Origin of the sequence: Nocardia inohanensis NBRC 100128 (genome assembly GCF_001612945.1) — a bacterium.
In the GTDB taxonomy this organism is placed as follows: domain Bacteria; phylum Actinomycetota; class Actinomycetes; order Mycobacteriales; family Mycobacteriaceae; genus Nocardia; species Nocardia inohanensis.
In genome coordinates this window covers 161,142-173,805 of record NZ_BDBK01000015.1, presented here as the reverse complement: position 1 = coordinate 173,805, position 12,664 = coordinate 161,142, and the positions used below count along the sequence as shown (strand labels likewise).

13 protein-coding genes are annotated in these 12,664 nt (G+C 65.2%); 8 read left to right on the top strand and 5 right to left on the bottom strand.

Features of this window, described 5'->3' with window-relative positions:
* Positions 1-39: 39 nt before the first annotated feature.
* Positions 40-573 (top strand): CGNR zinc finger domain-containing protein, encoded by a 534-nt coding sequence (locus NI1_RS27830; protein ID WP_067826311.1) that lies wholly within the window; start codon positions 40-42, stop codon positions 571-573.
* Here the strand turns inward: NI1_RS27830 and NI1_RS27825 are convergent.
* Positions 487-1,905, bottom strand: a complete 1,419-nt coding sequence (locus tag NI1_RS27825; protein WP_084523814.1) for a glycosyltransferase family 87 protein — start codon at positions 1,903-1,905, stop codon at positions 487-489. The two genes, NI1_RS27830 and NI1_RS27825, sit on opposite strands and share 87 nt — an antisense overlap.
* 229 nt (positions 1,906-2,134) lie before the next feature.
* Here NI1_RS27825 and rpsF point away from each other — a divergent pair, with 229 nt between their 5' ends.
* From rpsF to NI1_RS27790, 7 genes are all read left to right on the top strand, one after another.
* The gene (gene rpsF / locus NI1_RS27820) at positions 2,135-2,425 is read left to right on the top strand and encodes a 30S ribosomal protein S6 (RefSeq protein ID WP_067720554.1); all 291 of its coding nucleotides are present in this window, start codon (positions 2,135-2,137) and stop codon (positions 2,423-2,425) included.
* Positions 2,426-2,566: 141 nt separating this feature from the next.
* On the top strand, positions 2,567-3,130 hold the full coding sequence (locus tag NI1_RS27815) for a single-stranded DNA-binding protein (RefSeq protein ID WP_067720446.1): 564 nt from the start codon (positions 2,567-2,569) through the stop codon (positions 3,128-3,130).
* Positions 3,131-3,229: 99 nt separating this feature from the next.
* A complete protein-coding gene (gene rpsR / locus NI1_RS27810) occupies positions 3,230-3,499 on the top strand; it encodes a 30S ribosomal protein S18 (RefSeq protein WP_067720447.1) in 270 nt (89 codons plus the stop codon).
* Positions 3,500-3,516: 17 nt separating this feature from the next.
* Positions 3,517-3,972, top strand: a complete 456-nt coding sequence (gene rplI / locus NI1_RS27805; RefSeq protein ID WP_067826309.1) for a 50S ribosomal protein L9 — start codon at positions 3,517-3,519, stop codon at positions 3,970-3,972.
* Between the two features lie 547 nt (positions 3,973-4,519).
* Entirely contained in the window at positions 4,520-7,165 is a 2,646-nt protein-coding gene (gene dnaB / locus NI1_RS27800) for a replicative DNA helicase (protein WP_067826307.1), read from the top strand.
* Positions 7,166-7,203: 38 nt separating this feature from the next.
* Positions 7,204-8,505, top strand: coding sequence for an LAGLIDADG family homing endonuclease (locus tag NI1_RS27795; RefSeq protein WP_084523812.1), 1,302 nt, complete (start codon positions 7,204-7,206; stop codon positions 8,503-8,505).
* Positions 8,506-8,655: 150 nt separating this feature from the next.
* Entirely contained in the window at positions 8,656-8,847 is a 192-nt protein-coding gene (locus tag NI1_RS27790; RefSeq protein WP_067826303.1) for a hypothetical protein, read from the top strand.
* 55 nt (positions 8,848-8,902) lie between these two features.
* Here NI1_RS27790 and NI1_RS27785 read toward each other — a convergent pair whose 3' ends face one another.
* The 4 genes from NI1_RS27785 to NI1_RS27770 all read right to left on the bottom strand — a co-directional run bounded on the left by NI1_RS27785 (position 8,903) and on the right by NI1_RS27770 (position 12,582).
* Entirely contained in the window at positions 8,903-9,463 is a 561-nt protein-coding gene (locus NI1_RS27785) for a hypothetical protein (protein WP_067826301.1), read from the bottom strand.
* 121 nt (positions 9,464-9,584) lie between these two features.
* Entirely contained in the window at positions 9,585-10,100 is a 516-nt protein-coding gene (locus NI1_RS27780; protein WP_067826295.1) for a hypothetical protein, read from the bottom strand.
* A 76-nt stretch (positions 10,101-10,176) separates the two neighbouring features.
* Positions 10,177-11,232: an alpha/beta hydrolase gene (locus tag NI1_RS27775; RefSeq protein ID WP_084523811.1), complete on the bottom strand. Its 1,056-nt coding sequence runs from the start codon at positions 11,230-11,232 to the stop codon at positions 10,177-10,179.
* Between the two features lie 198 nt (positions 11,233-11,430).
* Positions 11,431-12,582 carry an erythromycin esterase family protein gene (locus tag NI1_RS27770; RefSeq protein ID WP_067826293.1) on the bottom strand — a complete coding sequence of 384 codons (1,152 nt, stop codon included), beginning with the start codon at positions 12,580-12,582 and terminating at the stop codon, positions 11,431-11,433.
* Positions 12,583-12,664: the final 82 nt, after the last annotated feature.

Sequence of the window (12,664 nt, the reverse complement as noted above, 5' to 3'; positions counted from 1 at the left end):
TCGCGGCGCATAACCTGTCAAGGTGGTTACTATGGCGAGGTGTTCACCTTCGTCAGCGGAAACCGCACGCTGGACTTCATCGGCACCGTGAAGGCCCGGCGCGCCGAATTCAACGACCTCCTCACCACCCCGGCCGACCTGGGGCAATGGCTGATCGAGGCCGGAGTACTGGATACCGCGCCCGAAGTCGGCGCGGAGACGCTGCGCCGCGCCACCCGGCTGCGCGAAGCCGCCTGGCACCTGGCGCTCGCCGAAACCGGTGGGACCGCGATGCCCGCCGCCGACCTACGGGTGCTGAACGAACTCGCACACGGCGAACCGACACGGCTGACCCTGCACGCCGACGGGAGCGTGCGGCGCTCCGGCACGGCGGAACAGGCGCTCACCGACATCGCCAGGGACGCCATCGAACTGTTCGGCGGCGAGGACCACGCGCGGATCAGGGAATGCGGGCGACCGGAGTGCACCCGGCTCTACATCGACACCTCACGCGGCGGTTCGCGCCGCTGGTGCGATATGACCATCTGCGGAAACCGGGCCAAGAGCGCGGCTTTCCGCGCCCGGCAGAGCTAACAGGCCACCGCGGCGCGGATGCGCCCAGACGAACATGAAGAAGAACATCACCAGCAGCGCCGCGCGACCCCACACGCCGAACTGCACGATGCTCTCCTGCATATCGGCATCGTGGCCCTGACCCAGCGCATAGAAGTACCGGAAGACGCCGATCCCGATCGCCGCATCGGCCAGCAGATACACCCCGATCAGCGTCCACGGGATCTCCAGCAGCACCAGGAACGGGATCAGCCACAGCGTGTACTGCGGCGAATGCACCTTGTGGAACAACAGGAATCCACACAGCATGGCGGCGCTGACACCGATCCACGGATAGCGGCCGTTGATGGCATAGCGCTTCCAGCCGATCCACGCGGCCAGCGCGAACGAGGCCAGCACCAGCGCCGGCGAGGCCACCGACACCACGTTCTGGAAGCTGTTCTCGGCATCGGGGCCATTGCCGAACAGCGGCCGAAGTCCCCAGTACCAAATGGAATTGGTGGTGATATCGGCCTGGCGCAACTGCTGGAAGGTGATGGAGGCGCGCCAGCCCTCGTAACCGGCGAAGGCGAACGGCAGATTGATCGCCACCACCGTGCCGATCGCCGCCCCGGCCACCGCCAGCGCACCGCGCACGTCGTAATCCCGCCGCTCCCGGCCGTTCTCGCCGACCAGCACGTAGAGCAGCAAGGGCAGCACGAAGATTCCGGGATACAGCTTCAAACAGAAACCGATGCCCAGCAGGATCGCGGCGACAATTCCCCTGGTGCGCAACGAATATCGCGGCAGGGCGGCCATCACATAAACCGCGGCCACCGAAGTGCACACCACCGGCAATTCCCAATTGTGGAAGGCGTACAGCACCAGCGGCGGCCCGGCCGCCCACAACAGCACCGACCAGCCCGACAGTTTCCCCAGCATGAAAGCGGTCAGCAGCGCGAACGGCACCAGCAGCCAGGCGCTGTGCAGCAGGAACTGCGCGTCATTGTGCGCACCCAGCCCGCCCAGCCACATGAAAAGCCCACTCAGCACCGGGTATTCGACCACTCCCCCGGTCAGCGTCCCATCCGGGGTGATCCCGCCGTTCACATACGGAAACACATGTTCGTTGATATCCCGCCCCAGCCAAAGGAACTGGATATCCGAATAACAAACGTCCGAATCCTTGATCCGATCGAAGATCAGGCTCCGCCCGCTCCCGTCGAACGGCGACCCGGCACACCGCGCCTTGTTGAAATACGCGAACAGCAGCGTGACCCAGCACACCAGAACAGCGACGACTCCGATAGTTCCCGGATCCCGCGGCAGGCGACGGCCGGTGACCGGTGCGCTGGCGACGGGTCGGTTCGACATGGGGACCAATGTAAGCGGACCTCCCGCGTGTCGGCTTCCTTTGGTCTCATCGCGCCCCGAACCCCGCACGTCAACACCGGCGCCGTGTGGCTTTCCCTCCGGCCTTCACGACCGCTTTTCGGCCGCGCAGCAGGCCCATGTAGTCTTGTCGGGTTGCTGACGCAACGAACCCTCCTGCCCACGGACAGTCCGTGGGCCGTTTTCCAGTCCACAGGAGGTGATGAGGTCCGTGCGTCATTATGAAGTGATGGTCATTCTCGATCCGAGCCTGGACGAGCGCACCGTCGGCCCGAATCTGAACACCATGCTCGGTGTTGTCGGGACCGAGGGCGGCAAGGTCGACAACGTCGACATCTGGGGCCGCCGTCGTCTGGCTTACGAGATCAACAAGCAGGCCGAGGGCATCTACGCGGTGGTCACGCTGACCGCCGAGTCCGCGACCGTGAGTGAGCTCGACCGCCAGCTGGGCCTGAACGAGTCGGTGCTGCGCACCAAGGTGCTGCGCCTCGACAAGAAGTAGTCCAGTCCTCCCGCAACGTCGCTCGTAAATCGTCGGTCCCTATCTCTAGGCTGACTGGCAAACCGTGCACTGAACCCGATATCGGGCTGAAGCCGCGCGGCGCGAGCGAGTTGCGGACTGCACCGGAAAGCAGGAGGAACCATGGCCCAAGGCGACACGGTCATCACCGTCATCGGAAATTTGACGGCTGACCCCGAGCTTCGATTCACGCCCGCGGGAGCGGCCGTCGCGAACTTCACGGTCGCGTCGACTCCCCGTGTGTTCGACCGTAATACCAATGAATGGAAAGACGGCGAAGCGCTTTTCCTGCGCTGCAACATCTGGCGTGAAGCTGCGGAGAATGTCGCCGAGAGCCTGACCCGAGGCTCGCGAGTGATCGTGAGCGGCCGGCTCAAGCAGCGCTCCTATGAAACCCGCGAGGGTGAGAAGCGCACGGTGGTCGAGCTCGAGGTCGACGAAGTCGGGCCCTCGCTGCGCTACGCGACCGCGAAAGTCAACAAAACCACCCGTGGCGGTGGCGGCGGCGGCTTCGGCGGTGGCGGTGGCGGCCAGCAGGGCGGCGGCGGAGGCGGTTTCTCCGGCGGCGGTAGCAGTGGCGGTGGCGGAGGTCGCGGCGGCCAGAGTGCCGGCGACGACCCGTGGGGCAGTGCGCCCGCGGCCGGCTCCTTCGGGGGCGGCCAAATGGACGATGAACCGCCGTTCTGAGCAGTACACCTGAATTCGGCTCGCTGAATTCGACTGCGCCGGAACGGCTTTGCCAGGAATCCACCAGGCTGGATTCCCGAAATTACGGAGTGTAAGACCATGGCCAAAGCACCGGCACGCGAAAAGGTGCTGAAGAAGAAGGCTTGCACCTTCTGCAAGGAAGACAAAGCCGGCAAGAAGAACAACACCCACGGCGCCAAGATCGATTACAAGGACACCGCGCTGCTGCGCAAGTACGTGTCCGATCGTGGCAAGATCCGCGCTCGCCGGGTGACCGGCAACTGCGTTCAGCACCAGCGCGATATCGCCGTTGCCGTCAAGAACTCGCGTGAGGTGGCTCTGCTGCCTTACGTGTCCACCGCTCGCTGAGAAGGGAAGGCACAGCAATGAAGTTGATCCTCACCGCTGATGTCGACAACCTCGGTGCGCCCGGCGACACCGTGGAGGTCAAGGACGGCTACGGCCGTAACTTCCTCCTGCCCCGCGGCCTGGCCATCGTGGCCACCCGCGGTGCGGAGAAGCAGGTCGCGGGCATCCGCCGGGCGCAGGACGCCCGTCGCGTGCGCGACCTCGACCACGCCAACGAGCTGAAGCAGGCCCTCGAGGGCCTGACCGGCGTGTCCCTGTCGGTGAAGACCGCGGGCACCGGCAAGCTCTTCGGTTCGGTCACCGCCGCCGATGTGGCCGCCGCGATCAAGACCGCCGGCGGTCCGGTCGTGGACAAGCGCAGCATCGAGCTGCCGAAGGCCCACATCAAGACCACCGGCAAGCACGGCGTCGTGGTGCACCTGCACCCGGACGTGGCTGCCAAGGTCGAGTTGCAGGTCAGCGCCGCCGAGTAATTCGGTCATTCGGAGGTCACCATCGCCTGGCGCGAGGGTGGCCTCCGATGTTGTTTGCGGCCTGTGGATCAAAAATGAAACCAACCTTCCGGGTTGTGTGACAGGTCACCGATCGGCGACCGACTGTTCACCCAACACGCGCGGAAGCGAGTGTGCGGCGACACGCCGCACCAAATTGATCCACAGTTGCGAACACTGAGAATTAGGCCACTACCAGCAGATTGGCTGGCTCGGCCCGCTGTTGTCCCCAAGTAATACACAGGGGGTGCACAACAGCGGGTGAACAATACCCAGATTGTCCACAGGTGTGTGCACAGCTCGGTTTGGCGAGTGCCCTCCCGGTCGCCTAGGTTCGCAGACATTGTCGTGACCAGAGTCCGGAGACGGCACGACTCCATCTACCCTGCCCTGTAGCCACGGGTTTGCCGCCCACCCAAGCCTTTTCGGCGTGTCGGCCCCGCGTGGCTGCCCTAAGTTGTCGGTGCGCAGGCGTAGAACGAGTCATGGACGTCGTTCCGGGCGCGAGGAGAGAGGACGGTCGAGCCAGATGGCAGTCGTCGACGATCGCGGCCACGATGAACACGGGCCTTCCGATTACCCCCAGGCCCCCGGCGAGGACTTCGGCCGCCAGCCCCCGCACGACATGGCCGCCGAACAATCCGTCCTGGGCGGCATGCTGCTCTCCAAGGACGCCATCGCCGACGTGGTGGAGGTGTTGCGCCCCGGCGACTTCTACCGCCCCGCACACCAATCCGTCTACGACGCCATCCTCGACCTCTACGGCCGCGGCGAACCCGCCGACCCGGTAACGGTCTCCGCCGCCCTGGACCGCAAGGGCGAACTCAAGCGCATCGGCGGCCCGCCCTACCTCGTCACCCTGACCCAAACGGTCCCCACCGCCGCCAACGCCGGCTACTACGCCGAAATCGTCGCCGAGAAGGCCATCCTGCGCCGCCTGGTCGAAGCCGGCACCCGCATCGTCCAATACGGCTACGCCGGCGCCGACGGCCAAGACGTGGCCGAAGTCGTAGACCGCGCCCAAGCCGAAATCTACGAAGTCACCGAACGCCGCTCCACCGAAGACTTCGCCGCCCTGGAGGAAATCCTCCAGCCCACCATGGACGAACTCGACTCCATCGCCTCCCGCGGCGGCATCTCCCTCGGCGTCCCCACCGGCTTCACCGAACTCGACGAACTCACCAACGGCCTGCACGCCGGCCAAATGATCATCGTCGCGGCCCGCCCGGGCGTGGGCAAGGCCCTCGCACTGGACACTCCGCTGCCGACGCCCACCGGCTGGACCACCATGGGCGAAGTACAGGTGGGCGACGAACTGCTGGACGCCCACGGCCACCCGACCCGTGTCGTCGCCGCTACCGAGGTGATGACCGGCCGTCCGTGCTACGAGATCGAGTTCTCCGACGGCACCGTGATCGTCGCCGACGAGCAACATCAATGGCTCACCGAGACAAGGGCTTCGCGCCGCTCCGCCCAGCAGGCCGCGAAGGGTTGCAACGGATACCGCAACCAGCAGACCTTCGCCGAAGTCCGGACCACTGCCGAGATCGCCGCGACCCTGCGCTGCACGACAGCCGATCGCCGCCTCAACCACTCGGTCGTGAATGCCGAACCGCTGCGGCTATCCGAGCGCGAATTGCTCGTGCCCCCCTACACACTCGGTGCGTGGCTCGGTGACGGCAGTTCCGCTTGCGCCCAGTTGACCAGCGCCGACCCCGAAATCATCCTGCGCATCGAGAACGAGGGCATCGTCGCGGTGCACTCCGACAGCGTGGCGCTGCGGTACAGCTTGCAATTGCCCGTCGAGGAGCCCATCGCCCCACGTGACTGCGTCGTGTGCGGCAAGGAATTCGTGCCCTACACGAGCGAGGTTCGGACCTGCGGCCGATCCTGCGGCGGCAAGGCGCGTTTCCTGTCCGACCCGGTCCCCGCACCGACCTGCTCGCACTGCGGCGGTCCGTCCATCGGTCTGCGCATGTGCCAGGAGTGCCGCAACAGCATCGGTTCCGTCCAAGCCCGCCTGCGCACCATCGGCGTCCTGGAGAACAAGCACATCCCGATCGACTACCTGCGCGCGTCGGAGACGCAGCGGCGAGCCCTACTGGCGGGATTGCTCGATACCGACGGCACCGTGACCAAGGGCGGATCTGTCCAGTTCTCGGTAACCAACGAACGACTGGCCCGGGACGTCGAAGAACTCATTGTGAGCCTGGGCTACCGCTCCCAGTTGTCCACCAAGCAGGTGCGCGGCCGGACCGAGGATTCCTCGACCGCCTACACCCTGACCTTCCAGACGGAGGACGAAGTCTTCGGCCTGAGCCGAAAAGAGCTGCTGCACAAGCTTCGTCGCGGAGCAACCAACACCGCACGCTCCGGCTCCCGCTTCATCGTCGACATTCGCCCGATCCCCAGCGTCCCGGTGCGTTGCGTCGAGGTATCGAACGCCGAACACCTGTACCTCGCCAGCCGTTCCATGATTCCAACCCACAATTCGACCTTGGGTATGGATTTCATGCGGAGTTGCTCGATCAAGCACGGTCTGGCGAGCGTCATCTTCTCCCTCGAGATGAGCCGCACCGAAATCGTCATGCGTCTGCTATCCGCGGAAGCGAAGATCAAACTGGGCGATATGCGTTCGGGGCGGATGAGTGATGACGACTGGACGAAGCTGGCTCGGCGGATGAGCGAGATCAGCGAAGCGCCGTTGTTCGTTGATGATTCGCCGAACCTCACCATGATGGAGATTCGCGCCAAGGCGCGGCGGCTCAAGCAGCGGCATGATCTGCGGCTGGTGGTCGTGGACTACCTCCAGCTGATGTCTTCTGGTAAAAAGGTGGAGTCGCGTCAGCAGGAAGTCTCCGAATTCTCCCGAAGCCTCAAGCTTTTGGCCAAGGAGCTCGAAGTTCCGGTGATTGCTATCTCGCAGCTGAACCGTGGTCCTGAACAGCGAACAGACAAGCGTCCGATGGTGTCCGATTTGCGTGAAAGCGGAAGTTTGGAACAGGATGCGGACATGGTCATTTTGTTGCATAGGCCCGATGCATTCGAGCGAGATGACCCACGAGGCGGCGAAGCCGATATCATCGTTGGCAAGCATCGAAATGGACCGACCGCCACGATTACTGTCGCACATCAGCTGCATCTGAGCCGGTTCGTCGATATGGCTCGCGGATAACTCTACCCCGCAAACTTGCAGTGGGCTAGAGTTTTTGGGTGCCTTCGCCTCGAATTCTGCGGGCCGACAATGGAAGTGAAGTCTGCGTTCGCGATCTGCTGGAAAGCGGGGAGCGACCGTCTGTTTGGACCCTGGACGGTCGGCTTCGACTGGTTCCCAAGCCGGTTGAGAAGATTTTGAATGTGGGAAGCCGAAAGGTCTTTCGGGTGCGGCTGGCCTCCGGCCGTGAGGTCGAAGCAACTGGGGATCAATGCCTTTCAACCGTCGCGGGCTGGGTGCCGATCCGGCTGTTGGCAGCGGATGCTCGAGTAGCTACGCCGCGCAAGGTGCCATCTCCCTTACATACCGATCGCGTGCCCGACGCCGAGGTGATCCTGCTGGCTCACATGATCGGAGACGGGTCCTGCGTCAAACGGCAACCGATCCGGTACGCCAGCATCGACGAGGCGAACCTCGCTGCGGTTACCAGGGCTGCGGCCCATTTCGGGGTTACCGGGGTACGCGACGAGTATCCGGCGGCCCGCGTCACGACACTCAGACTTCCCGCCCCGTATCGGCTCACCCATGGGAAGCGCAACCCGATCGCGGCTTGGCTCGACGAGCTGGGATTGTTCGGCCTGCGCAGCTACGACAAGTTCATCCCTGACCAGATCTTCGCTCTGTCCAATGGCCAAGTCGCGCTTTTCGTCAGGCATCTCTGGGCAACGGACGGATCTGTTCGATGGGATACGAAGGGGCAGCAGGCTCGGGTCTACTACGCCTCGACCAGTCGGCGTCTCATCGACGGGTTGCTCCAACTACTGCTCCGGCTGAATGTGCGGGGCCGAGTCAAGCGGTTCGGCAAGGCCGGCTATCGCGACTGCTGGCAGCTCACCATCGACGGTGCCGCCAATCAAACGACCTTCCTGCGCGATGTCGGGGTACACGGCGCTCGCGGTCTTGCGGCCGAAGTTGCGCTGGTCCACCTCGCCGACATCAGGTGCAACACCAACGTCGACACCATTCCGAAAGAGATTTGGGGCCGGGTACGAACAGTGCTGGCGGCAAAAGGTATCGCGCACCGCGACTTTCAGGCGATGATCGGCTCGAACTTCCGTGGCTCAGCGATGTGGGAGGGGTCTCCCAGTCGCGGTCGCCTGCTGAAGATCGCGACGGCACTCCAGGACAGTGCGTTGACCAGCCTCGCGACCAGCGACGTTTTCTGGGACCGAATTGTGGAGATCTCCGAACTCGGCGAGCAGGATCTCGTAGATGTCGTAATTGCCGATACGCACAACTATGTCGCGCAGGGGATTTCGGTTCACGACTCCGAGACGCCATGTCGAAGTAATTCGCGGTGACTCGGAGGTTAATTCTCGGGTGCGGGTGGGTTGGGCCTGTACAGCGTTTCTGATGTGATGTTTGCAACAGTGTTGCTGGGAAATGGGTTCGTGATATTCATTCAGCGAACGACAGAACTAGTCGGTCGTTCAGTTGATGAGGAGTTCCAAATGAGCAAGATGCGTGTGCTGGGTGTGGCTGCTGTCGCTACCGGTTTGATTTTCGGTGCCACCGGTGTCGCCAATGCGGCCGATCCGGCGCCGGCCCCGGCCACCGGTTCTTCGGCGGGTTCGGCCGACCTGGTTTCGAAGAACCTGGCGGCGATCCTGAAGTCGCTGACCACCGGTTCCGCGACCAAGTAGTCCGTGGGGAGTTCCGCATGCCGCGCGAATGGCGGGGCATGCGGCCCGGACTGGGTTATGCGGCTTGGGCTTTCGCGCCGGTGGGGGCTACGGCGAACCAGGTGCCGCCGACGCCTTGGCCGTTGAGGTCGCCGGGGTTCCGGTCTTTGGAGAAGTAGTAGATGGGCCGGCCGCCGATGGTGATTTGGCAGGAGCCGTCGGCGCGTTCGATGAAACTTGTTTCGGCGGGGTTGATTCCGTCGAGGTAGAGGGCTTGGCCGCGGGCGACGAGCAGGGGCGGCCAGGTGGTGGCGCAGTCGCCGTTGCAGTTGGAGACCGAGGGGTTGGCGGTGTCCTTGTCGAAGCGGTAGAGGGAGCGGCCGCCGCTGTCCGCCACGCGTGGGCCGACTTTGGGGTCGTTGATCACTTTCAGCTGGACCGCGTTGATGCCGGTGGGTGCGGTGCCGGTGTAGATCTTCAGCCAGCCTTGGGTGCGGGCGGGGACCGGGGTGGCGGCGGTGCCGGGCGAGGTATCGGCGAGGGCGGGGGTCACCGTGAGGGTGAGCGCGCCGGTGGCGGCCAGGGCGAGGGTCGCGGTGGTGAGCAGGGTTTTGAGTTTCGAGCCGTGGGTCGCCATTTGGTTGCCTCTCAGGTGCTTTGGGCTGTTGGAGGCAATTGTTCGGTCTATCCGCCGAATGTTCTGTTCGCGCGGCGACGTCCGTTGTGTACGCGCGCCGACATAACGAGCGGGTCGGCTGTCAGGCTTCGTAGGCGCGCACCAGGCGCAGGGGCGCCGGGCGGCCGAACGGGATGATTCGCGCTGTACCGGTGACGTACAGGTCGGGGCGGTTGTGCACGGGAGTGACTGCGCGAGTGGAGGTTTCGGGCATGTCGACGACGATCCAGGATTGCACCAGCAGGCAGGCGAAGGCGATCAGGGCGCCGGCGGTCCAGGCGATCGGGCCGTGCAGTCCGAGATCGGCCGAGCACCAGGCGATTCCGAAGGCGAGCAGCGCGCCGGCGGGCGTGACGAGGTACCAGGCGGCGGCGGAGCGGCGCGGCAGCAGCGGATCGCAGATGGTGAAGCCGAAGCCGAGCCACCAGAAGGGGTTGGCCAGCACCGGCATCGCGCTCAGCCGCAGCAGTGCGGCCGGATCGGGTGGGGGGTGGTGGGCGCCGGTCCAGCCGCCGAGCACCGCGTCCATGACCGATAGCGGCATGGCGATGAGCATGGCGGTGACGGCGATACGTACCTGCCAGATTCGCCAATTCATGATCTGCTCCTCGCTTAGATCTCGGGCCGGCCGGATGCCTCGGCACCCGGCCGGCCCGCTGCCGGTGGGTGACCGGCTAACCGATATTGGCGGAGAGGTCGGGGATCATCCGGTGGGCCTCGTCCTGCCAGTTGTTCCAGGCGTGTATTCCGTATTCGGGGAATGACCAGGCGGCATTACCACCTCCGAGGGTGGCGAGGCGCACTTGGAAGGCCCGCGTGTTGGCGAGGGCGAGCGCTTCCAGGGCCATGCCGTTGACGGTGCCCATGTTCGGGCCGTCCAGGGCGGTGGGCCGGCCGCTGGCGGCGGCGATGTAGAGCCGGGTGTTGTTGGCGACCAGGTTGGGTGCGAAGACGAAGGGGTCCATGTGCAGCCATTGCGGTCCCCAGGGCGGGGCCATGGAGTCGACGTTGTAGCCGCCGGCGTCGATCATGGCCAGCCGGATGGCTTCTCGCATGCCGGGTGCGGAGTTGTTCAGGTAGCCGGAGAAGGAGCCCGCGAAACTGAACTGGTCAGGATGGTAGGCGGCCAGGGTGAGCGCGGCGCTGCCGCCCATGGAGAGACCGAACACGCCGTTGCGATTCGGGTTGAAGCCCAGGCGATCTCGCAGTGCCCAGCGCAGATCGCGGTTGAGGAAGGTCTCCCAGTCGTATCGGTAGCTCTTGCCGGGGCCGCCGGAGAAGGCGTCGGTGGCGCCGGATCCGGTGTTGGCCGAACCGGTTCCGGGTGGGATGCCGAAGAACGAGCTGGGCGCGTTCCAGTCGGCGTAGAAGCTGGATTGGCCGCCGACCGGCATCACCACATTGATGTTCCAGCTCGCGAGGGTTTCGGCGATATCGGTTTCGATTTCCCAGCCGTTGAGGTCTTCGCGGGCGCGCATTCCGTCCAGCGCGTAGACCACGCGGTTGGTATTGCCGTCGGCGGCGCGCAGGATCCGAGTCTTGATGGGGCCCATGACCGGTGAGTCGACCCAGAAGTCGAAGGCGGCCGGATTGAACGCGGCCGAGGCGGTGGGCGCGCCGAGGATGCTCACCAGGGGCGCCAGCAGCGTCAAGGCCACCAGCAGCACCGTCCGGCGGAACCTGCCGCGGTTTGATCGGGTCGAATTCGGTCTGTCGGGAGCCGATCTCATCGCTATCGATCCTTTCGTCCGAGCGGTCGCGCGCGACCGCCTGCACAACGGATCCGGTCCCCGAACCGGACTGACACGTGAGGGCGCGACCTCGGCTGGAAGCCGCTGTCGCGCTCACTCAGCATCCGTATCGTTCGGGTCGAGAGTTTTGCTACGTGTTAACCACCACTGCTTTCGGGGGTCGGATATCGGTGCTGCTCAGGGCAGCCAATGCACCGGCGAGACTTCCTGGAAATGGATGACGGCATCGAAGGCGGCGGGTAGCGAGGGCACCGTAAGTTGTGCGGCGGCATCGTGGGCCGGGTCGTAGATGCCGCTGATGACACGCAGGCGGGCCGGTTCCGGAGTCGGCCGGGACCGTTGGCGCAGGTCCAGCCAGAGTGCGGGTAGCGGGAATTCGCCCAGGTCGGCGTCGACAAGACCGGTCTGCGGAGCCGGAACCCGGTGGATTCCGAGATCGCCGTGGTGGAAGGTGACGGCGATCGACGCGTACCCCTGCCCCAGTTCCCGGCGCAGCACGCTGCCCGCACTGGGTGCCGTGTCCGCGGGCAGGGCGGCCCCGTATCCGGTCGGTGTCGCCGAAGTGTGAGCGAGGCCATCCCAGTAAACGATTGGCGAACCATTTCGGCGATGGTCGGCGAGCATCGTCCGCGCCCAGGCCGTTTCGTCGGCCAGGAAGTTGCCCTGCCCGGCGACGCTCCGTTCATGGAAGTCCACGATCAACCGCAGGCGTTCGAGCACCGTCTCGGGAAGCCCTGCCGCCGACCGCAACAGCGCTTCGACTTCGCGGGCGCGTGCCGCGAAGGATCCGCCGGGGTGGCTGCCCTGCGCCTGCTGCACGTGCTCGTCCACGGTGTGCGCGGTGCGAATCACCGCCAGTGGGGCACGCACCCGCTCGGCCAGTTCGGGTGCGTGTGCCGTGACCGCGGCGAGCACGGAGTCGTAATCCGCGGGCTGGGCCTGTGCCGGTTTCACCCCGATGATCCGGACCCGATCGCCGGGCCGGGCCCGATTGAAATCCCGGATCCAGTCCAGTGCCGCCGCCATTTCCGCTGTTCGCAAAGGCCGCCAGGCATTTTCGAGGGCTTCGGCCGCTGTGCCCGCGCCGGTGCGTACATAGTCGTCGAGCCGTGCGGCGGTATCGGCGCTGTCCTGCACCGCCAGCGCCCGAAAGCCGTGCATACCGACCAGTTCCCGGAACAACCGGTCCCGGGCTTCGAAGGTCTCGCGGGAGAACCGGGTCGACTCTCCGATACCCACCACGCTCGCGCCGGCGACGGAGCGCGCCAGCGCCACCACCGCGGTCCGGTCGAAGGGATGAACGTCCAGGTCACCAAGTGTCGCAGTCATATTTGCGACGCTACGGGCGGCCGGTCCCGCATCGCCTCTGTCGAATGACCGGGTTCTCGCACCGCGGCCCGCGGATCGACGG

What these genes read in the sequence shown, in the direction of transcription:
- rplI (WP_067826309.1), top strand. Translation starts at nt 3,517, where the DNA reads ATGAAGTTGATCCTCACCGCTGATGTCGACAACCTCGGTGCGCCCGGC.
- NI1_RS27815 (WP_067720446.1), top strand. Translation starts at nt 2,567, where the DNA reads ATGGCCCAAGGCGACACGGTCATCACCGTCATCGGAAATTTGACGGCT.
- NI1_RS27780 (WP_067826295.1), bottom strand. Translation starts at nt 10,100, where the DNA reads ATGAATTGGCGAATCTGGCAGGTACGTATCGCCGTCACCGCCATGCTC.
- rpsR (WP_067720447.1), top strand. Translation starts at nt 3,230, where the DNA reads ATGGCCAAAGCACCGGCACGCGAAAAGGTGCTGAAGAAGAAGGCTTGC.
- NI1_RS27775 (WP_084523811.1), bottom strand. Translation starts at nt 11,232, where the DNA reads ATGAGATCGGCTCCCGACAGACCGAATTCGACCCGATCAAACCGCGGC.
- NI1_RS27790 (WP_067826303.1), top strand. Translation starts at nt 8,656, where the DNA reads ATGAGCAAGATGCGTGTGCTGGGTGTGGCTGCTGTCGCTACCGGTTTG.
- dnaB (WP_067826307.1), top strand. Translation starts at nt 4,520, where the DNA reads ATGGCAGTCGTCGACGATCGCGGCCACGATGAACACGGGCCTTCCGAT.
- NI1_RS27825 (WP_084523814.1), bottom strand. Translation starts at nt 1,905, where the DNA reads ATGTCGAACCGACCCGTCGCCAGCGCACCGGTCACCGGCCGTCGCCTG.
- NI1_RS27770 (WP_067826293.1), bottom strand. Translation starts at nt 12,582, where the DNA reads ATGACTGCGACACTTGGTGACCTGGACGTTCATCCCTTCGACCGGACC.
- NI1_RS27785 (WP_067826301.1), bottom strand. Translation starts at nt 9,463, where the DNA reads ATGGCGACCCACGGCTCGAAACTCAAAACCCTGCTCACCACCGCGACC.